This window comes from Patiriisocius marinistellae, from assembly GCF_009014635.1.
GTDB classification, from domain to species: Bacteria; Bacteroidota; Bacteroidia; order Flavobacteriales; family Flavobacteriaceae; genus Patiriisocius; species Patiriisocius marinistellae.
The window spans coordinates 1,393,120-1,414,411 of sequence record NZ_BKCF01000001.1 but is presented as its reverse complement, the minus strand read 5'-3'; the positions used below and the strand labels follow the sequence as shown (position 1 = coordinate 1,414,411).

The window sequence follows — 21,292 nt, the reverse complement described above, 5'->3', positions numbered from 1 at the left end:
CATTTAAGCTACGTGATTTTACTTGATGCTAATTTTTTGTTAATTAGTATATTGCCCCTTTAAATAATACTTGCGACTTATAATGAAAAAAAATACCCTGCTATTTATTACAATTGCCTTTTTTCTCTTTAGCTATAGTGGGTTTACACAATGTGGACCTGGTCAAAATATTTCTCAAAATATTGAACAAGTTAGTTTACCCTCGCAACCAGGTGATGCATATGGGCAGAGTTTTACAACATTTTGTAACGGTAGTATAGAGTCATTAACCGTTTATACAAATGGACAAGCAAGCGCTACATTATTAATGACAATTTTTGAAGGTACAGATGCAACTACACCACTTGCAACACAACCCTTTACTATAAATAACGGAACCACAGAATTTTTAATACCGTTCCCTTCTAATCCCGCAGTGATAAATGGAGGTGTTTACACCTATATTATATCAGGGCAAACTCTTCCTATTTCTTGGCAAGCATCCTTTGGTAACGCTTATCCTAATGGGAGTATATTAGAATTACAGCCAGGCGAATTCCCTAATTATCATGATCCTACTTTTGATTTTCGTTTTATCGTTGGCTTTGTTGACGAAGTAGACCCTATTGCCATTTGTCAAGATATAACCGTACAATTAGATGCTACAGGGAATGTTACAATTTTACCATCAAGCATTGACGGAGGAACAAGTGATGACAGCGGTAGTTTTACATTAACTTTAGACAATGACACCTTTGACTGTAATAATGTAGGGGCAAACATGGTACAATTAACCGCTACAGATGCAGCAGGTAATAGTGACATTTGTAATGCGACTATTACCATTGAAGACACTATGCCTCCAATAATAACATGCCCTGAAGACATCACTGAAAGCGCAGATATTAATTGTATGTTCACTCTTGATGATTACAGAGCACTTGCTACTGTGACAGATAATTGTGCAGCATCAATTTCAATCACACAAAACCCAGCTCCTGGAACAGCCATAGGATTAGGAGTTACACAAATAACACTGGAAGCAACAGATGGAACAAACGCTATAGATTGTATATTTAATGTAACCATAGTCGACGATACCCCTCCAGTTATTAATTGCCCATCAGACCAAACCAGAATTGTAAATATTAATTGCGAATACGTAATACAAGACTATCGTTTTATAGCAACATTTTCTGACAATTGTAATTCAATAATTATAAGTCAAACCCCTCCTATAGGCACTATAGTAGGTCCCGGAACAGTACAAATAACCCTAGAAGCAACTGACGGAACAAATACCGAAAACTGTATGTTTGATCTTACAGTAATTGATAACGAGGATCCTCTTTTAATTTGCCCTTCAGCACAAACCGAAAACGCAGACACCAACTGCCAATTTGAAGTGCCAGATTACAGTCTTCTTGCATCTATAGAAGATAGATGTGGTATAGCATCTATAGTACAAACTCCAGCTGCTGGAACATTTATTGGCATAGGAGATACGTTGATTGATTTAGTAGTAACTGATACTTCTAACAATAGTAGTATTTGTAATTTTACACTAACGGTATTAGACAACACTCCGCCAATCATCGGCTGCCCATTAAACCAGACAGTTTCGGCAGATATCAATTGTGGATTTATACTTGAAGATTACACAACATTAGCAACAACGAGCGATAACTGCGGAAACGTAACCATCACACAAAATCCCGTTGCTGGAACAACAATATTGACAGGAACAACAACAATAACACTATTTGCAAACGATGGCACAAACTCAAACACATGCACGTTTGATATTACTGTTATTGATGATACGCCACCAGAAATCTCATGCCCGGCAGATATCACAGAAAATGTTGACGCCAGCTGTACTTTTACACTCGGAAATTACACCACATTAGCAACAGCAACAGACAACTGTACAATAGTTTCAATAACTCAAAGTCCAGTGCCGGGAACAGCTGTAATGGCAGGAGTAACACAAATAACATTAACTGCTTTTGATGGTACAAATACCACAGATTGCAACTTCAACATTACAGTTATTGACGGAACACCGCCAGAAATAACGTGCCCAGACAACCAAACCGAAAGCGCAAATGCAGATTGTCAATTTGAAGTACCAGATTACACTGCACTAGCAGTTTTCTCTGATGACTGCGGAATTTCAACCGTTACACAAACACCTACCGCTGGAACACTCGTAAATATCGGGAATACAATTGTAGAAATATCAGTTTCAGATGGAACAAACACCGAGAGTTGTAGCTTTAATCTAAACGTAATAGATGATACTCCGCCAATCATCGGCTGCCCATTAAACCAGACAGTTTCGGCAGATATCAATTGTGGATTTATACTTGAAGATTACACAACATTAGCAATAACGAGCGATAACTGCGGAAACGTAACCATCACACAAAATCCCGTTGCTGGAACAACAATATTGACAGGAACAACAACAATAACACTATTTGCAAACGATGGCACAAACTCAAACACATGCACGTTTGATATTACCGTTATTGATAATACGCCACCAGAAATCTCATGCCCGGCAGATATCACAGAAAATGTTGACGCCACCTGTACTTTTACAATCGAAGATTACACCACATTAGCAACAGCAACAGACAACTGTACAATAGTTTCAATAACTCAAAGTCCAGTGCCGGGAACAGCTGTAATAGCAGGAGTAACACAAATAACATTAACTACTTTTGATGGTACAAATACCACAGATTGCAACTTCAACATTACAGTTATTGACGGAACACCGCCAGAAATAACGTGCCCAGACAACCAAACCGAAAGCGCAAATGCAGATTGCCAATTTGAAGTACCAGATTACACTGCACTAGCAGTTTTCTCTGATGACTGCGGAATTACAACCGTTACACAAACACCTACCGCTGGAACACTCGTAAATATCGGGAATACAATTGTAGAAATATCAGTTTCAGATGGAACAAACACCGAGAGTTGTAGCTTTAATCTAAACGTAATAGATGATACTCCGTTAGTAATTGAATGTCCAATGAACGAAACCGTTTCTGCAGACATTAATTGTGAGTTTATAATTCCAGATTACACAAGTATTATTATGACAATTGAAAACTGTGGCCCAGTGACAGTCACTCAAAATCCAGTTGCTGGAACAATTGTTTCAACTGGAGCAAATACCATAACAATTTCGGCAGATGACGGACAGGATTTTGTAGAATGCATGTTTGATGTCATTGTAAATGATAATATTCCGCCAACAATTAGTTGCCCAATTGACCAGTTTGAAAGTGTTGATGTTGATTGCATGTTTTCCGTACCAGACTACACTTCCCTTGCATTAGCTATGGATAATTGCACAGTAATTTCCGTAGAACAAAATCCGTTACCCGGGACACTCGTTGGGTTAGGAGATACAACAATAACGTTAATTGTATCTGACGGAACTAATACAGATACTTGTAGTTTTAACTTAAACGTAAAAGATAACACACCTCCTGTTGTAACCTGTCCAGATAACATCACTGCATTTGGAGATCCTAACACGTGTGACTTTATTGTCCCAGATTATTTAAGCCTAGTTACCGCTAGTGATAATTGTTCTATAGTTTCTGTTACTCAAGACCCACCTGTTGGCACAATAGTAACTCCGGGAAATCTTATTGTAACTTTTACCGCATTTGATGGCTTGAATGAAACTAGTTGTGATTTTACCGTTACAATAATAGACAATACACCTCCAACAATAATGTGTCCTCCAACACAAATTGTAACTGTAAATTCAGATTGTCAATTTATATTGCCAGATTATACCTCATTAGTCACTGCAAACGATGCTTGTAGCACACCTACCATTGTACAAACCCCTCTAGCTGGAACTATTGTTAATGTAGGAACAACAATTGTAACAATGGAGGCTTCAGATTCTCAGAATACAACAAGTTGTACTTTTGAGGTGATTCTTGAAGACAATACAAATCCAATTGCTATTTGTCAAGATTTTACCATCTTGCTTGATGCATTAGGCACAGCTACATTATCTCCTAGTGACATTGATGATGGTAGCAGTGATAGTTGTAGTACGGTTTCGCTTACAGTGGACATTGACACTTTTGATTGCAGTAATATAGGTATCAATCCTGTTGTGTTAACTGTGACAGATAATGCTGGAAATACAAGTTCTTGTACAGCCATGGTAACGGTAGAAGATATAATTGCGCCACAAGCCATTTGTCAAAATATTACAATACAATTAGACGCCTTAGGAATGGCTGTTATTACACCAGCAGAAATTGATGGAGGAAGTACAGATGCCTGCGGAATAAACAACTTAGCTATTGATATTACCACTTTTGATTGTTCAAACATAGGTACTAATAATGTTACACTTTTCGTTTCAGATAATAATGGAAACAATAGTTCTTGTGTCTCCATTGTCACAGTAGAAGACACCCTTCCCCCTACTGCTATTTGTCAAGACATTACTGTACAACTTGACACCATGGGAATAGCAAACATTGTAGCTGCAGATGTTAATAACGGGAGTACAGATAATTGTGGAGTTGACACAATTTCAATCGATATTAATACTTTTGATTGCTCAAACATTGGCACTAATAATGTGACGTTAACGGTTACAGATATCTTCGGAAATTCTAGTCAATGTACAGCTATTGTTACTGTTGAAAATAATAACATTCCAACAGCTATCTGCCAAAATATTACCGTACAATTAGATACTACAGGAATGGTGACAATTATCCCATCAGATATTGATGGTGGTAGTGTTTTAACATGTATCGCTACAACCCCTTTATCAATTGACATAGACACATTTGATTGTTCAAACATAGGACCTAATGATGTTATTTTAACAGTTACAGATGACCAAGGAAATACAAATAGTTGTACAGCTACCGTCACAGTAGAAGACACAATAGCACCACAGGTTCTTTGTCAAAACATTACTGTACAGCTAGACGCTACTGGAACTATTTCAATAACACCCGCAGCTATTGATGGCGGTAGTTCAGATGCTTGTGGCATAAGTGCTACGAGTATTGATATTGATACTTTTGACTGTTCAAACATTGGTGCTAATAATGTTACCCTCACCGTAACAGACATTAATGGAAATACTCAATCATGTATTGCTGTCGTTACGGTAGAAGAAACCGAAAACCCAATTGCACTTTGCCAGAACATCACGGTTTCACTTGATGCTAGCGGTTTTGTAACAATTATTCCTTCAGATGTTGATGCTGGCAGTAGTGATAATTGTAGCATTGCAACAATAATGATAGATAACGATACTTTTGATTGTACTAACATAGGTGAAAATGATGTAATATTGACAGTGACTGATACCTTCGGAAATGAGAGCTCTTGTACTGCTGTGGTAACCATTGAAGACACGACTGCACCTACAGCAGTTTGCCAAGATATTACGGTGATGCTTGATGCTAATGGAACAGCTACTATTACTGCTGCTGATGTTGATGGAGGAAGCTCAGATGCCTGCGGAATAGAATTTACAGCAATTGATATCACATCTTTTGACTGCAGCGATGTAGGAGCTAATAATGTAATACTAACCGTTATTGATTTATATGGTAATGAAGCAACATGTACTGCTGTTGTAACCGTAAATGAACTTAACGCAACTCCTATTGCAGTTTGTCAAAATGTTACCATCCCACTAATGCAAAACGGTACTGCTACTTTATTACCTCAAGCACTAGACGGTGGTTCTAGTGGAGCTGGATGTTCAAATGGATTAAGTATAGACATTAACACTTTTGATTGTAGCGATATAGGAACACCCGTTATGGTAACCTTAACAATTACAAATGGTAATGGAGACACTGATAGCTGTGTAGCTTTTGTTAACGTAATTGATGGATTAGCTCCAGAAGTTTTATGCCCAGCAGACCAAACAGTTATCTCAACAGGCCCGTATGTACTACCAGATTACTTTGCTACAGGAGAGGCTATGGCAATTGATAATTGTACAGATCCAGTTACAGTAACAGATCAAGATCCTAATCCTGGAACATTACTTGAACAAGGCACACATATTATCACGCTATCTGCTCAAGACAATAATGGCTTTGAAGGTGAATGTACTTTCGTATTAACTGTAGATGATACCTTAGGTAATAACACCTCTCAAATCTCATTAGCAACAATTACACTCTATCCTAATCCAGCAACAAATTATATAATACTAAGTAATCCACAAAATGCTGCATTGACATCTCTTTCAATCTATAACCTCAACGGTAAACTAGTACAAAACGAAGATTTAATAATGATGGGAGTTAATAAAAAAATAGATGTTTCCTTATTGCAGAGTGCAAACTATCTTGTTATAATTGAAAGTGAACAGGGTCAAATCACAAAACAGCTATTAATAGAATAAATTCTAACAAATAAAAATGAACAATCAACACTTTATTTAATATTATTTCTTTTCAACTAAATCGTCGAGTGCATTATCTATATTATAATACATAAACTTATATCCTAAAGCTTCAATTTTTTTACTACTTACTAATTGCCCTTCTGTTACTAAAATTGCCATTTCACCAAGTGCTAATTTAAGTACAAAACTAGGAATATTAGGTAACCACATGGGAACGTTATATTTATTAGAAAGAAGTTTGGTAATTCGCTTATTAGTAACTGGCGTGGGAGCTACGGCATTAAAAACCCCTTCGTCTCTATCTTTTAAAAGTTTCATGTAAATCCCTGCTATATCATCTATATGTATCCATGATAACCATTGATTTCCATTTCCTATTGCTGCAGGAGCACCCATTTTAACCGGTTCGACTAATTTAGAAAAGGCACCATCGTTTTTATCAAATACAACACCAGTTCTTACTTTAGCAACATCAATACCTAATGACTTAAATTGATTTGCTACAGCCTCCCAAGCAACAACTACTTCACCTAAAAAACTATCTTCAACACCTACGTATTCCTCTGTATAGAGCTCTACTTCACTATTAGGATAAATACTGATACCACTTGCAGAAATAAAATGTCCTACACTATGGTCTATTGATTTCAAGGTTTCGAAAATTAAGTTTGCAGTTTGTGTTCTGCTATCTAAAATTATTTTCTTGTAACTTTTAGTCCATCTTTTAGCAATAGTAGCTCCTACAAGGTTTATAATTGTCGTAACTCCATTAAATGCTTTTGCATCAATTAAACCCTCTGCTGGATTCCAATAAAAGCCTTGATAATTTTTTGTATTTTTTATTTTTTCTTTACTCGTAGTTAAATAATGTACAGCAATCCCTTTATCGTGACACAACTCTGTAATTTTTGAGCCAATGAGTCCTGTGGCCCCTGTAATTAATACCTTCATATTCTATTCATTATAGCTTATATTAAAGATAGCTACGATTTTATAAATTTGAAATATGATTAACAATGATTAACTAAAGATTGTGAAGGAATTTTGAATTTTCAAAAGATTAGTATTACCCCTATTATAATTCAATTGATATTCTATACTTTGATTAGAGATAAATCACTTTTTAATAAAATTAATTATTTTTTGGTAGCACGCAACATTTCTCTTTTCCCTGGAGGTCCCGGAAGGCGCTCAACTTTAAAACCTACCGTTTCCATCGCTCTACGAGCACTTCCTTTTGCAGCATAAGTAACAAGAACACCATTTTGCTTTAGTGCATTATACATTGTAGAAAAAGTACTTTCGACCCACATTTCTGGATGCACCCTAGAACCAAAAGCATCAAAATAAATAATATTAAATTGTTCTTTATCAATAATTTCAGAAAACTTTTTTTGCTCTTTTTTTAAGCCGAAATGAGGTGTAATTAGTCCCATTGTTTCCCAAGGGATTTCGTGCATTTTATTAAAGTTTTCTTGAGATGCGTTCAACTCATTTGGATAGTTTAGTTGAGATGTTTCAGAAACAGTAACTGGGTAAGCTTCCACTCCAGTATATTGAATTTGAGTTTTTAAATTTTCACTTTCAATTTGGGTTAAAAAAGCATTTAATCCAGTACCAAAGCCAATTTCTAAAATTGCAATATTAGTATCGCCAGAAATTTCGGCATAATGATGCAAGCCCATTTTAATAAAAACGTGTATTGCTTCATTAATAGCACCGTGCTTTGAATGATACTGTTCGTCTAACTCTGGAATATAGATAGACACAGAACCATCTCCTGTTGTTATAATTTCGCGTTTCAAACTATTCTTCTATAGAAGATTCTGCAGGTATTAAAACTCCTGAAGACATAAAAGACAATGTTCTTTTAGGCTCTGTAATTAAAGCAATCTCTTCTGGTGTACTTCCACCATCTTCTGCGTAATGACGTTGCTCTTCTACACTAACCTCTGCAACAAATGCTTTACCATCGACAATAACTTCTTTACCGGCTAGGTCTAATGGCATAAAAAATGCATAATCTTTAAATTTCACCATTACTTCCTCTTCGCCTAAATCCATACGCATCCAACATCCCTTCGCTTGGCAAACCTCATTCACTTTAGTTTTAAATTTTAAATCAATAGTATCTCCAGGTTTAAGTTTTTTGTAAGTGTCAATCATTTCATTTTTAGAAAGTATATTTTCTTCTTTTACGCTATCACCAATTGAGATATATTGAGTTTCTACAGCTATGTTGTCTTGTTTTTTATCTTCAGTTGTTGTCTTGCAAGCAATCATGCCTAAACAAAGTAGTAATAGTGCTATATTTTTCATAGTTGTAGAATTTCAGAATTATTTAAAGCTAATAATATACTGCAATTTTAAGGATTTTTTAGGAAAATTTTGGCCTAAAAATTCGTTATTTTTACCGCACAAACAACAATTAACTAATGATAAACACAGATAGTACGTTACATATTGAAAAAGTTACATCAACAAGGGTAGGTGAAGTGGATTTTGACAATCTTGTATTTGGCAAAACTTTTACAGACCACATGTTTGAATGTGAATATAAAAATGGTGCTTGGCAACGTCCTACTATTAAGCCTTATGGTCCAATGCTAGTTTATCCAGGAATGAAAGTTTTTCATTATGGGCAAGCAGTTTTTGAAGGAATGAAAGCGTATAAAGATGAAAATGATGATGTGTTTTTATTTCGCCCAGAACAAAACCTTGAGCGAATTAACAAATCTTCAAAAAGAATGGCTATCCCTGAATTTCCAAAAGAAATTTTCCTTGAAGCTTTAAACGAATTAGTTCGCTTAGACAAGGATTGGATTCAAAAAGGAGATGGTAATTCTCTTTACATTCGTCCTTTTGCAATTGCAACTGAGGTGGGTGTTTCTGCTTCTCCATCAAAAGAATATAAATTTATGATTTTATTATCACCAGTACAGGCCTATTACAAAGGCTTTGTAAAGGTTTTAATTGCTGAAAAATATAGTCGTTCTGCTGATGGTGGCGTGGGTGCTGCAAAAGCTGCTGGTAATTATGGTGCTCAATTTTACCCTACAAGCTTAGCACAAGAAAAAGGCTTTCAACAAATTATATGGACAGACTCTAATGAACATAAATATCTTGAAGAGGCAGGGACTATGAATGTGTTTTTTAGAATTAATGATACATTAATTACTGCACCTACAAGTGATAGAATTTTAGATGGTATTACTCGAAAAAGTATTCTTGATTTAGCCAAACACAATGGAGTAAATGTCGATGTAAGGAAATTAACCGTTAGCGAATTAATTGCTGCGGCAGAAGACGGTTCGTTAAAAGAGATTTTTGGAGCTGGGACTGCGGCTGTAGTTAGTTTTATTAGCCACTTTGGTTTTAAGGATAAAATATATGAGTTGAAAGAACAAAGTGATAGCTTTGCTGTTATGTTTAAAAAACAATTAAATGACATTCAATATAATATATCTGAAGATCCTTTTGGATGGAGAAAAAAAGTTGAATTATTCTAATTAAGAATTTTAAATAAAAAAGCGCATTTGATTAATTTCAAATGCGCTTTTTTATTTATTATTTTTTGTTGAGAATTTCTGCTATGTTTGGTTTAAAATAATTAGGGCCTTTGAGCACTTTACCATCCTCTCTGTATATAGGGTTACCATCTGCCCCTAACTTACTCATATTACTTCGCTGTATCTCATTGAAAACTTCAACAATTTTTTCTTGCATTCCATGTTCTATTATTGTTCCACATAAAATATAGAGCATATCTCCTAATGCATCTGCTACTTCAACCAAATCGTTATTAGTTGCAGCTTCCATGTATTCTTCATTCTCTTCACGCATTAACTCAAATCTTAATGCATTTTTCTTTTCACCTAAATCTGCGGTTGGTGTATTTTTAATTCCTAAACCAAATGCAGAATGAAATTTATGAACTGCTGCTATCTTATCTTTCATATTTTGAACGCAAAAGCGACTATTTAAAATTTGTAATTACTGTATTTTTGTGTTTATAAAACTACACAATTATGTTCAGTACTGGTCAATGGATGTTTGCTCTTTTTTTTGTTATTGCTTTTATAGCAGCCATTACATATAGCTATCGTAAAGATATAAGATTACATAAAAAATATTATAAGGATAGCTTTTGGGTTTTAATTGGTTTTTTGATTTTCGTAGGTGTCTTAATTTTTGTAAAGTCTTTACTAAAAAATTAATTTTATTTTCTTTGGCTACAATAAAATAGAATCTCTTGCAAATTGCTAAATTTTAAATTTTAACCTAACTTGGGTATAACAATTAAAACCCGAATTTTTTTAGCATTCCCTATCATTAATCATTTAAATATCCCCAATAGTGGGTATTCTATGTAGAAAAAAAAATATTGATTTTTGTTAAAACCACTTAAACTTTGCTATTATTAATAAACAAATATGCCAAAAAACTACAGTCATAAGTACTTTGATGAAGACAAAGGGGCATATATAAATGTTGAATTTAACACACACAACAATGCCTATATAGTATCTGTAAGTGATTCAATTCTCAAAAATGATGTAATAAGCAATAAACAAATAAGGCGTTACATAGAAAATAACTTTATTATTAAAAATAAATTAAGTAATAAAGCATATTTAGCCTTAAAAAAAAATAGTCGAGAATTTCCAGACTATAAATTTGAATCAAAAAGGATAGGCAAAGTTTATTGGTTAAATAATATTCCATATCAATCATACAATTGTACACTCTTAGTGCATTATGATAGTAAAATTAGCGAGGCTAAATTAAAAAAAATCACAGATGATTATCAAGGCAAAATTTTAATGAAATGGGGCAACGTTACAGTATTAAAATTTAAAAATAATCATGATTTAGAGCGCGCCCAAAAAACATTTGCATTAATTAAAGGTGTAACAAGTGAATTAAATTTAGCTAAACTGAGTTACCCCTTTAGATATTTATTAGAAAATTATATAGGGAAGGTAAATAATGTTCCTTTAATATTAGAAGGAAATAAATTGTTTGACGCCATACAAAGAATCCACTCCGAGGAATTAATAGGTGATCCAAGTATTAAAATAGGTATTATAGATGATGGTGTTTATAACCATCCATATCTAAAAAAAGCATTAGACTCATCCTCTGGATACGACTATGTTGAAGATAAGATTGAGCCCAAATTTAATTTCAATGATTGGCATGGCACTATGTGCGCAGGCATAATAGGTGCACAAAAAAGCAATGATTTAGGCATTAATGGAATTGCAGCTGGTTGTAAAATTGTACCATTAAAAATTATTCAAGATAATATTTCATGCATTTTTTTTCTTTATCGAGCTCTTTATGACGCAGCATTTACTAAGGAATTAAAAGTAGACGTTATAAGTTGTAGTCTTGAAACTAAATTTAGCCAATCAGAAATAATTAGAAAATTAATTAATAAAATAACAACAAATACAGCAAGTCACAAGGGAATCCCTCTTGTTTTTTCTGCGGGAAATAAAATTGCAGGTGAAATTTCTGAACTAGATTTTATTAGAAAAATAAAAAATGTTATTGTAGTTGGAGCTGTAGATCAAAAAAACAAACCACTTAAAAACTCAAAGGAAGGTGAAAATATACTTTTGTCTGCGGTGGGGTATAAAGTTGTGTCTCTAGATTTACCTGGGACAGATTGTGTTATTTGTGATCCACCACTAGATCATGATGATTTTCTTTATTTTTCAAATACTTCTTCAGCAGCGCCTCAAGTTGCTGCTGTTATTGCCCTAATTAAAGGGAAAAATAAAAATATTACAGTGAATGAATTAAAAATTTATTTGACTAAACATTTAAAACCTAGATTTAAAGGACAAAATGCAAAACGCTATGGAGCGGGGGTATTAAATATAGAAAATATTATTAACCAATTAAATAAATAATTATTATGTCAGAATTTAAAGACAATTTTAGCAGCCTCAAATTAATAACAAATACGGGCTATCAATTATTACTAACAAGTTCACTGTATGGAACAAACTTTGCCATATTTGGTAAATTTTCTTTAGAAAAAGACGGAAATAAATCAATTATTAAAAAAATTGATACAAAACTCTACAACTACAAAGGAATTTTAAATCTTGGATTTTCAACAAAGCACGAAACAGAAGTAACTCTTCAAACATCTGGACAAGATTCTTACATTAATATTAAATTTTATATAAGAGCTGTGGTTTGTGGTGATGAACAAATTTCTGAAACAGAATCTAGTCCATTAACAGAATATAGATCTCTCGTAACGCCTAAGAATACCATCAAAATAACTGATCCGTATTATCTTAGAGCAGAACGTGAGTTAATCCCTATTTCTGGAAGCCTAGAAGGAAGCCCAATTACTAATGGTGTTTTTGATAGTGAATTTTATTACAGAGATGGAGCAAAATATATTGTACGTAATATTAGGGAAATACCAAAAGCTGAAACTCAAGGCATTGATGTTAAAAATATAAATGAATCTTTATTCAATGAAACTGGACCAGGTATTATCTGCAGAGAATCCAGCTTTCATTTAGTTTTAAAATAATGAACTTACTTAAAAAAAATATTTTAATAATTTTGATAAGCTGTCCTTTAATTGTTTTAGGGCAGCTTTCTCATGAGATTGAAAATATCTCAAAACATATTTACCTTCTTGATTTTAATAAATCTCAAAAATTAATTGATCAACTTGAGGACAAAGATTTAAGGATAACTTTAGAAGAGTTAAATAACATTATAAAAAACAGAGGCTCAAACAAGAAAATAGATTCAATAGCCTTAGATAAAATTACACATAAAAATAAACCGCATCCATACACTCCTCTATTTACTGAAATCGTACAAGGCTACTATAATATGTATTATGGAAATGATCAAAGTAAATCTTTAAATTCTTTCAATAATGCATTAAAAATAGCAAGTGCTAATAACAATAAAGCTTTCCAAAAATTAATTATTAGCAACATACTTCAACTCTATTCTTTACAAAAAACACCTAATAGTATAAGGCAGTTAAAATATCTTGAAATATTAGAATCAATTTCTGAAACGTGTCAAGATGCTACAATAGTTATTTATTTTGAAACTCTCTTTTTTGGGCAATCAACGCGAGAGGAGGCTTTAAAATTTATTCCGACAGCAAAAAAATTGAATAAAATTTTAAACACTTGTAATTTCTCTAAAAATTGGGAAAGTAACGTATATGATTTACTAATGGTATATTTTAGAGAAACGAACAAACAAGATAGTTTAATTAAATATGCGAATAAATTATTAGCATTACCAACTACTAACTATACAAAACTATCTAAATTTTATGCCCACCTTGAATTAGCGTCTTTGAATGCCACGAATAATAATGCAAAAGAAGCTACTAAATATTTAAGTCTAAGTAAATCCCAGTTTAATGAACTTGATAGCACTAGAGCTGCATACAGTTATTATAGGTTTGGCGCAATGAAAGTACTCTCTGTAATTGGTGAATACGAGCAAGCCTATAATTTTTTAGAGAAATCAATAATTTTTGAGCATCATCTCAATTTTAAAGAAAATCAACAAGATATTAATCAATTACAAGTAGAACTTGAAACAGCCGAGAAAGAAAAACAACTCCTACTCTCTGAACAAGAAAATAAAAAACAAGAATATTTTCTTATAGCATTAGGTGGTCTTCTAGTACTTGGAAGTTTTATAGCTGTCTTAATTAATCTTAACACAAAGCGAAAACAACGTATAGCTGAGCAAGAAAAAGAAATCGAAATTCAAAAAATTGAGCGTTTATTAAAAGAACAAGAGCTGACAACTATTGATGCTATGATTGAAGGGCAGGAAAAAGAGAGGCAACGACTTGCTGGAGATCTACATGATAATGTAGGAGCAACACTCGCGGCTGCTAAACTTCAATTTGAACATTTAAAAAGAAATAGAGCTAAAAGTAATATTACTGATGAACTTTATGAAAAAACCAGTTTCCTTCTTGCTGATGCTTATAGTAAAATTAGAAATATATCACACATAAACAATAGTGGTGTCATCGCTAAAAATGGATTATTACCAGCAGTACAAAAACTAGCCAGAAACGCAAGTATTAATGGAAAATTAAACATTGAAGTTTCAGATTTTGGTCTTGAAAACCGAATTGAAAATACGCTAGAGATTATGTTGTTTAGAGTTATTCAAGAATTAGTTACTAATATTATCAAGCACTCAAAAGCTTCGGAAGCTTCTATTGCTATAACACAACATGAAGGTATTATTAATATAATAATTGAGGATAATGGAATTGGAATTTCCGAAGAGAGAAAACTCATAAATTCAACTGGTATGGGTCTTGAAAATATTGAAAAAAGAATTGAACATATTGATGGAACTTTTGAAATTGATAGCAGCCTTGGAAAAGGAACAACAATTATTATTGATATTCCAGTAGAGCAAAATACCCAATAGTGGGTACTAAATTTTAAGGAATTATTTTTACCTTAGCAACACTATTTACCTCCTCAATAAAGACTAACAAAACGCTCTATGATTACAGTCGCTATTGCTGAAGACCACCAGTCCTTAATTGATGGGATTGAACTCCTAATAAAATATGATGAAAATTTTTCTATAATTGGTATTGCTAACGATGGAGAAGCACTTATTGATATTGTTGATAAAGAACAGCCACAGGTAATACTTACAGATATTAAAATGCCAAAAATTGATGGCATTGCTGCTACAAAAATTATCAAAAAAAAATACCCTGGGATTAAAGTTATTGCTTTTAGTATGTTTGATCAAGACGAAGCTATTAGTAATATGATTAAAGCTGGAGCAAGTGGCTATCTTTTAAAGAACTCTCCTTTAGAACAGCTATTACTAGCTATTAAAACGGTACACGCTGGAGGAACTTATTTTGACTCATCGATTAATCTTTCACTCATCACGGAGGGTTCGGTCACTTCAGCAAAAAAATCTATTTTATCAAAAAGTGAAACCGAAATTCTTAAATTAATTGGATATGGAAAAGCTTCAAGCGAGATTGCAGCAACTAGATTTACTTCTGTTTCTACAGTAGAGAAACATCGAAAAAACATGATTAGAAAGCTTGGATTAAAAGGAAAAGGTGAGTTATTGCGGTATGCTCTTGAAAAAAAATACGATTTCGAATAATACTTTATGATCGCCCCTTAAACTCAAAGTCAAGCCCTATTATTATACAAAACAAAAAGCCCCAATTTTCAATAAAATTGGGGCTTTCATTTATTTAAAATTTCAGTATTAATTTTTAATAGGAAGATTGCTATAATTTTTAGAATACATAAGCATTTGTGCCTCAAAGCTCTCAGGTTGTACAACCTCAAAACCTGTAATCTCATCATTATCATCCATTTGAGGAGTAAGCACAGGATTTACAAAACCACTATATGGTGCTGATGTAAACTGCTTATTACGTTCTAAAATTTCGGCATGTAATTTTTGATCAACTTTTACTCCATACCCTTCAACAAGAGCTTCTACGGCAGCGTAATCACCCTCACTTTTTATACGTTGTGTTTCACGCAATAACTCGCCAAAAAGATCATGTAATTTTTCATAGTCATTAATCTTAAATGAAGTTTTTCCATCTTTATTTATTTTCTCAATTACATTATCCTTCTGTCCTTTTTCAAAAGCCCAAGCAGATACCCATTGTCTATTTCGCATGTGCGCTTCTTCTACCTCATCACCTAAGTTTAAACGAATTAATTGAGTCATTAACCCATTTCTAATATATCCATCATATGCAGCAGTCCCTACTTTTTTCCAGTCTTCTACTAGACCTAGTTCTTGTAATTTAGGGTTATATAAATAATATAATCCCACAAGGTCTGCTCTACCTTCTTCGAGTGTTGAAGCATAATTTTTCAACGTTTCTTTTGTTTCTCCTACCCCTGGATTTAATTGTCCAGATGCATGCCCAATTACTTCATGCAATGCAGTATGCAATTTATCTCCTAGTTGACCATATTCTTTTTCAAGCTCATATTCTTCTTCGCTATTTACAAACTCTTTTAATCTTCCAGAACTGCCAGCATTATTATAAGCGTTTATCACATTTCCTAGTGAAACACTTTTACTACCTACAGACGCTCTTATCCAGTTTGCATTAGGTAAATTTACCCCTATAGGTGTACTTGGCGATGCATCACCAGCCTCTCCAGCAACATTAACTACTTTATAAGTTACCCCTACAACATTTTTCTTTTTATGCTCATCCATCAAAGGAGAATTATCTTCAAACCATTGCGCATTTTCACTTAAAACTGCCATTTTTTGTGACATATCAAAATCCTTAATTTGAACAATAGTTTCATAAGAACCTCTATAACCTAGTGGGTCATTATATACTTCAATAAAACTATTTATATAATCAATATTACCTTCAGTAGCCGCAGTCCAAGCTACGTTATAATCATCCCACGTTTGTAAATCACCAGTATTATAATACTTAATAAGTAAGCCTAAAGCATCACCTTGTGCTTGATTTTCTGCAACACCTTGTGCTTTTTCTAACCATTTTACAATCTCATCAATAGCACTTCCGTAAAGACCACCAGATTTGTACACGCGCTCTTTTAAAACTCCATTTTCTTTTACTAATTGGCTATTTAAACCAAAAGAAAGCGGCTTATCTGGATTTGGAGATTTTTTAGCCTTATAAAATTTCTCTACATCTGCATTCCCTACATTAGGCCCATAAAAGTTAACAGCACTCATTTTAACATTATCAACACCCTTTGCTTGGTTTACTTTTTTGCTGTCTTTATCATTAAACAACACGTCAAAAGCTTCACCTTCTAGTGTTGCTCCTGTAGCGCTCAACAATGTGTTAAGATATTCTGCGGAGAAAGCAGGCTTCATTTTATCATTTGAGTAATGATGGTGAATACCATTTGCAAACCAAACACGTTTCATGTAAGATTCAAAATTGTTCCAGTCATCACTAGATTTATCTCCATTATAAGTAGTATATATTTTTTCAAGTGCAGTACGGATTTCCAGATTGTGACGGTAGTTTTGATCCCACATAATATCACGCCCAGCAAGACCTGCTTGTGTTAAATAATACACTAATTTCTGCTCCTTCAACGTTAAATTTTCCCATCCCGGAATTTGATATCGAAGTATTTTAATATCCTCAAACTGGGTTACATTATAATCAAACGCATCTGTTTTTTCAACTTTTGCTGTTTCAACCTTATCTTCTTTCACCTTATTATCACAAGAGAAGAAAAGCATAGAACTACACACGGTAGCAAGTAATAGCGTATTTTTCATTGGTACATTTTTAGTTTACACAAATGTAACAAAAATATCCAATCATTATAAGGAGTTACTCACTTTGCACTAGTAAGGTGAAGTCACTTTTTTCTAATTAAATAAAAAGATTTTTTCAAGTTTCTTCGGAAATTTAAAACATCCATTACACTAGTTATTAATTAAACATATTCACCATAATATTTTTTTTATTAGAAATGTTTAATCTGTTATATTTCTGAAGTTATTTGTTCCTTTTACCACACATAGTATTTATAAAATTTAAATGAATCAAAAAAAAACCGACCTTTTAAATTATCTATGCTACATTCCAATTTTTAGTATCTTTAACGCCTAAACCAACTCCCTGCTCATGAAAATTTTAAAATACCTTTTCTTTTTAATTCTAATAGTACTTATTGGTGGTGCCATTTATTTTGGAACCATGGACGGTGATTATGATATTAGTGACACAAAAATAATCAACGCCCCTACCGAAGTTATTTTTAACAAAGTCAATGAATATAAAACATGGGAAAATTGGGGACCTTGGAAAACAGAAGATCCTACAATGACATTTACTTATGCTGAGAAAACTAGCGGTGAAGGTGCTTCCTATTCTTGGGATGGCGAAATGAGCGGAAGCATGACAACGACAAAAGTGATTCCTAATAGTGAAATTCAACAAAACTTAACGTTACAAACTCCAGCTGGAGAACGAAATCCAAAAGTATATTGGACTTTTGAAGAAGTGCCCGAAGGAACAAAAGTAACATGGGGAATGAAAGGAGAGCACACATTAATAGATAAGGCTTACTATACTATTAGCGGGATGGATTTTAAAGCTCAAATGCATGAAATGAATAAGCAAGGTCTTGAAGGAATTGCAACTGCAGTTGCTAAGGATATGCAACAATACGAAATTAACGTTGATGGGGTTACTCAATATGGAGGTGGTTTTTACATGTACGCAACTGCATCTTCCACGATGGGAGACATTAGTGTTAAAATGGGACAATTAATGGGAGAGGTAATGGGATATATGGAAACTAATAATATACCTATGGCAGGAAAACCCTTTACAATTTATAATCAAATTGACGAGGTTGCTGGTACTGTAATTTTTAGTGCTGGAATCCCTACTAGAGAAAAAGTTTTTACACCAGACGGAAGCCCTGCAATATCTGGATACATGGATCCTATTACAGCAATAAAAACTACGCTTAAAGGTGATTATAAAAACCTACCAGAAGCTTATGCTAAAGGTGCAGAATACATTGCAAAAAACGGTTTTATTGCACACCCTACTGCAAAAATGTTTGAAGTATATCCTACAGACCCTACTGAAATTAAAAACCCCGCCGAATGGGTTACGCAAGTTTACATGCCTGTAATTGAAAATATTGATGAGCAGAGAAGTATAAATTAAACTTCTTTTAAATAATTATGAAACAACTACTACTCGTATTTATAGGTGGAGGTTTAGGGAGTAGTTTGCGCTATATTGTAGGCAGTTACTTTTCAAGTAATACATCAACGATTCCTTACGGTACGTTACTAGTAAATGTTTTAGGTAGTTTTATAATAGGAATTTTGCTTGGAGAACTACTTAAAAACCACACATTATCTAACGCTTTACTGTTATTACTAGCTACAGGTTTTTGTGGTGGTTTTACAACATTTTCTGCATTTGCATTTGAGAATTTTGAACTTCTAAAATCTGGAAATTATACCGCATTTTTAGGATATACCCTAGGGAGTATTGCGCTTGGCATTCTTGCTATAAGTGTAGGGGTTTGGGTATCTAAGGTAATTGCTTAGTTATGTTTGCCAAAATCTTTCACTCCTGCTTCGATCCTAACTAGTAAATCATTTTCTCGTGGCGGAATAGGACAAGAATAATTACTATTATAAGCACAATAAGGATTATATGCCTTATTAAAATCTATTATAATTATCTGTCCTTCTGGAATACGAGCGTCAATAAAACGACCACCACCGTAACTACCATCTCCACTAGTAAAATCTGTAAATGGTAAAAATAGGTAATCTATATATTCAGGTTCTGTCATTGGGGGTACACTTTGATAAAGATTTAGTCGTAGTTTTTTTCCATCTAATTCAAAATGTGCTTCTCCGTATTTTACATATTCTGGCAACCTATCGGTTGTTGTTGGCATTAAAAAAGGTGTCTCCTTGGGTGTTCTTACAAATGCAGCAGTCACTCTATATTTTAGATCAATGGGATAGAACTCTAACTCTTTAAAATTTTTAAAATCTTCTGGAATTAAAATTGTTTCCTCGGCATCTGCAAACTCTGCGTTTAACTCTTCTTGGGACAAAACTGCTTCAAGAAACTCAGGTGATTCTCTTTGTGCTTGCATACACAATGTAAATACTAATCCTATTATTAAAAGTAGATTTTTCATTCCTATTTAATTTAAGTAAATATAGTAAAATAGAGATGTTGTTAACTATTCTAGTCTATTCTTATTATAATACTCTAGTGTTTTCTGGACCAAAAATGTTTTGGAACTTTATAAGCTATATTGGGTTATTAAAACAGCTAATTTATTTAAAATTTCTAAAAAAAATTAGCTGTAGTCCCATTCACTAGATTGTTTTTATTTTTTATGATTAAAACGCATCATTAATAAACATAAATAAACGATTCATTTTTGCTTCGGAAATACTAAATACTTGATACATTTTTCATTACAATAATATTTCCGTAGAAAAAACCTACACGACTTTCTGTAGATTCGTTATTTTTAATACTTTGAGTTTATATAGAAAGTAGTTGTGATAGTTAATTTAAATAGTAGTTTTGAAAATAAAAATGCGATTCAATATTTACATAATTTTACTTTTTTTTATTTCTTCATCAGGATTTTGCCAGCATATTTCTATTGAAAAAAAGGAACTACAGTTTCTCAAAGCTATTGATACCATTAACGTAACATTCAATTTTGAAAACACATTATACGATGGTCCTGAACAAGTAGAAGATAAATTTTTAAAAATTGCAAAAGAAGCTATCACTGATGGACATGGCGCTCCCTATTTTAAAGAGTGGCTTTATAAGTTTTACAATTCAAAAAGAGACCTTTATCCCGTAACCTTTATATCTGTTTTAAACAAAAAACTAAGTGAATACAAAAATCCACCATTCTTTGTAATTGATAAAAGTGGTACAGATTATACAATGAAGGTTACTGTAGCTTGGATGTATTTTGGGTATGATATCGAAATTATCGACCGTCCCTCTAAAGTCACTCTTGATATTGAATTTATAAAAAATGAGAAACCTAATTTACTACTTTCTACAACTCAAATAAAAAGAGCAATGGGTACTTACAATAGTAAAAAAGATGACGGAGAAGGAGGTGGACCTTCTTTTTTAAGAATGAATAAAGCCTATTATACTGCAGGCTATAAACTTGCCAAAGCTCTTAAAAGAATTGTAGATTAATTATTCAATAAATTTTATTAGCTTTACTACTTAAAACAAATTTAATGAAACGCAATAACACTATTCTAACCCAAATAAGAGTGTATGTCTATGGATATCAACACTGG

The 21,292-nt window shown here is 33.1% G+C and carries 15 protein-coding genes; 9 read left to right on the top strand and 6 right to left on the bottom strand.

Annotated features, from left to right (window positions below; genetic code table 11):
• The first annotated feature begins 82 nt into the window (after positions 1 to 82).
• Positions 83 to 6,412 carry a T9SS type A sorting domain-containing protein gene (locus GB234_RS06350; RefSeq protein WP_151893663.1) on the top strand — a complete coding sequence of 2,110 codons (6,330 nt, stop codon included), beginning with the start codon at positions 83 to 85 and terminating at the stop codon, positions 6,410 to 6,412.
• A gap of 42 nt (positions 6,413 to 6,454) precedes the next feature.
• Here GB234_RS06350 and GB234_RS06345 read toward each other — a convergent pair whose 3' ends face one another.
• The 3 genes from GB234_RS06345 to GB234_RS06335 form a co-directional block, all read right to left on the bottom strand.
• Positions 6,455 to 7,366 carry a TIGR01777 family oxidoreductase gene (locus tag GB234_RS06345; protein ID WP_151893662.1) on the bottom strand — a complete coding sequence of 304 codons (912 nt, stop codon included), beginning with the start codon at positions 7,364 to 7,366 and terminating at the stop codon, positions 6,455 to 6,457.
• 185 nt (positions 7,367 to 7,551) lie between these two features.
• Positions 7,552 to 8,220, bottom strand: a complete 669-nt coding sequence (mnmC2, locus tag GB234_RS06340) for a tRNA (5-methylaminomethyl-2-thiouridine)(34)-methyltransferase MnmC2 (RefSeq protein WP_151893661.1) — start codon at positions 8,218 to 8,220, stop codon at positions 7,552 to 7,554.
• Position 8,221: 1 nt separating this feature from the next.
• Positions 8,222 to 8,734, bottom strand: coding sequence for a DUF4920 domain-containing protein (locus tag GB234_RS06335; protein ID WP_151893660.1), 513 nt, complete (start codon positions 8,732 to 8,734; stop codon positions 8,222 to 8,224).
• A gap of 119 nt (positions 8,735 to 8,853) precedes the next feature.
• Between GB234_RS06335 and GB234_RS06330 the strand changes: the two genes are divergently transcribed.
• The gene (locus GB234_RS06330; RefSeq protein ID WP_151893764.1) at positions 8,854 to 9,924 is read left to right on the top strand and encodes a branched-chain amino acid aminotransferase; all 1,071 of its coding nucleotides are present in this window, start codon (positions 8,854 to 8,856) and stop codon (positions 9,922 to 9,924) included.
• Positions 9,925 to 9,982: 58 nt separating this feature from the next.
• Here GB234_RS06330 and GB234_RS06325 read toward each other — a convergent pair whose 3' ends face one another.
• A complete protein-coding gene (locus tag GB234_RS06325; protein ID WP_151893659.1) occupies positions 9,983 to 10,372 on the bottom strand; it encodes a pyrophosphohydrolase domain-containing protein in 390 nt (129 codons plus the stop codon).
• Positions 10,373 to 10,848: 476 nt separating this feature from the next.
• Here GB234_RS06325 and GB234_RS06315 point away from each other — a divergent pair, with 476 nt between their 5' ends.
• From GB234_RS06315 to GB234_RS06300, 4 genes are all read left to right on the top strand, one after another.
• Positions 10,849 to 12,336 (top strand): S8 family peptidase, encoded by a 1,488-nt coding sequence (locus GB234_RS06315; protein WP_151893657.1) that lies wholly within the window; start codon positions 10,849 to 10,851, stop codon positions 12,334 to 12,336.
• A 5-nt stretch (positions 12,337 to 12,341) separates the two neighbouring features.
• The gene (locus GB234_RS06310; RefSeq protein ID WP_151893656.1) at positions 12,342 to 12,977 is read left to right on the top strand and encodes a hypothetical protein; all 636 of its coding nucleotides are present in this window, start codon (positions 12,342 to 12,344) and stop codon (positions 12,975 to 12,977) included.
• On the top strand, positions 12,977 to 14,878 hold the full coding sequence (locus GB234_RS06305; RefSeq protein WP_151893655.1) for a sensor histidine kinase: 1,902 nt from the start codon (positions 12,977 to 12,979) through the stop codon (positions 14,876 to 14,878). The genes GB234_RS06310 and GB234_RS06305 overlap by 1 nt, the downstream gene beginning before the upstream one ends.
• A 78-nt stretch (positions 14,879 to 14,956) precedes the next feature.
• Positions 14,957 to 15,586 (top strand): response regulator transcription factor, encoded by a 630-nt coding sequence (locus GB234_RS06300; RefSeq protein WP_151893654.1) that lies wholly within the window; start codon positions 14,957 to 14,959, stop codon positions 15,584 to 15,586.
• A gap of 108 nt (positions 15,587 to 15,694) precedes the next feature.
• Here GB234_RS06300 and GB234_RS06295 read toward each other — a convergent pair whose 3' ends face one another.
• Complete coding sequence (locus GB234_RS06295; RefSeq protein WP_151893653.1) at positions 15,695 to 17,734, bottom strand: dipeptidyl-peptidase 3 family protein; 2,040 nt, start codon at positions 17,732 to 17,734, stop codon at positions 15,695 to 15,697.
• A gap of 352 nt (positions 17,735 to 18,086) precedes the next feature.
• Between GB234_RS06295 and GB234_RS06290 the strand changes: the two genes are divergently transcribed.
• Positions 18,087 to 19,142 (top strand): SRPBCC family protein, encoded by a 1,056-nt coding sequence (locus tag GB234_RS06290; RefSeq protein WP_151893652.1) that lies wholly within the window; start codon positions 18,087 to 18,089, stop codon positions 19,140 to 19,142.
• Between the two features lie 17 nt (positions 19,143 to 19,159).
• Positions 19,160 to 19,534 carry a fluoride efflux transporter CrcB gene (gene crcB / locus GB234_RS06285; RefSeq protein WP_151893651.1) on the top strand — a complete coding sequence of 125 codons (375 nt, stop codon included), beginning with the start codon at positions 19,160 to 19,162 and terminating at the stop codon, positions 19,532 to 19,534.
• Here crcB and GB234_RS06280 read toward each other — a convergent pair.
• Positions 19,531 to 20,142 carry a DUF1684 domain-containing protein gene (locus GB234_RS06280; protein ID WP_151893650.1) on the bottom strand — a complete coding sequence of 204 codons (612 nt, stop codon included), beginning with the start codon at positions 20,140 to 20,142 and terminating at the stop codon, positions 19,531 to 19,533. The two genes, crcB and GB234_RS06280, sit on opposite strands and share 4 nt — an antisense overlap.
• A gap of 410 nt (positions 20,143 to 20,552) precedes the next feature.
• Between GB234_RS06280 and GB234_RS06275 the strand changes: the two genes are divergently transcribed.
• Positions 20,553 to 21,185: a hypothetical protein gene (locus GB234_RS06275; protein WP_151893649.1), complete on the top strand. Its 633-nt coding sequence runs from the start codon at positions 20,553 to 20,555 to the stop codon at positions 21,183 to 21,185.
• The last annotated feature ends 107 nt before the right edge of the window (positions 21,186 to 21,292 follow it).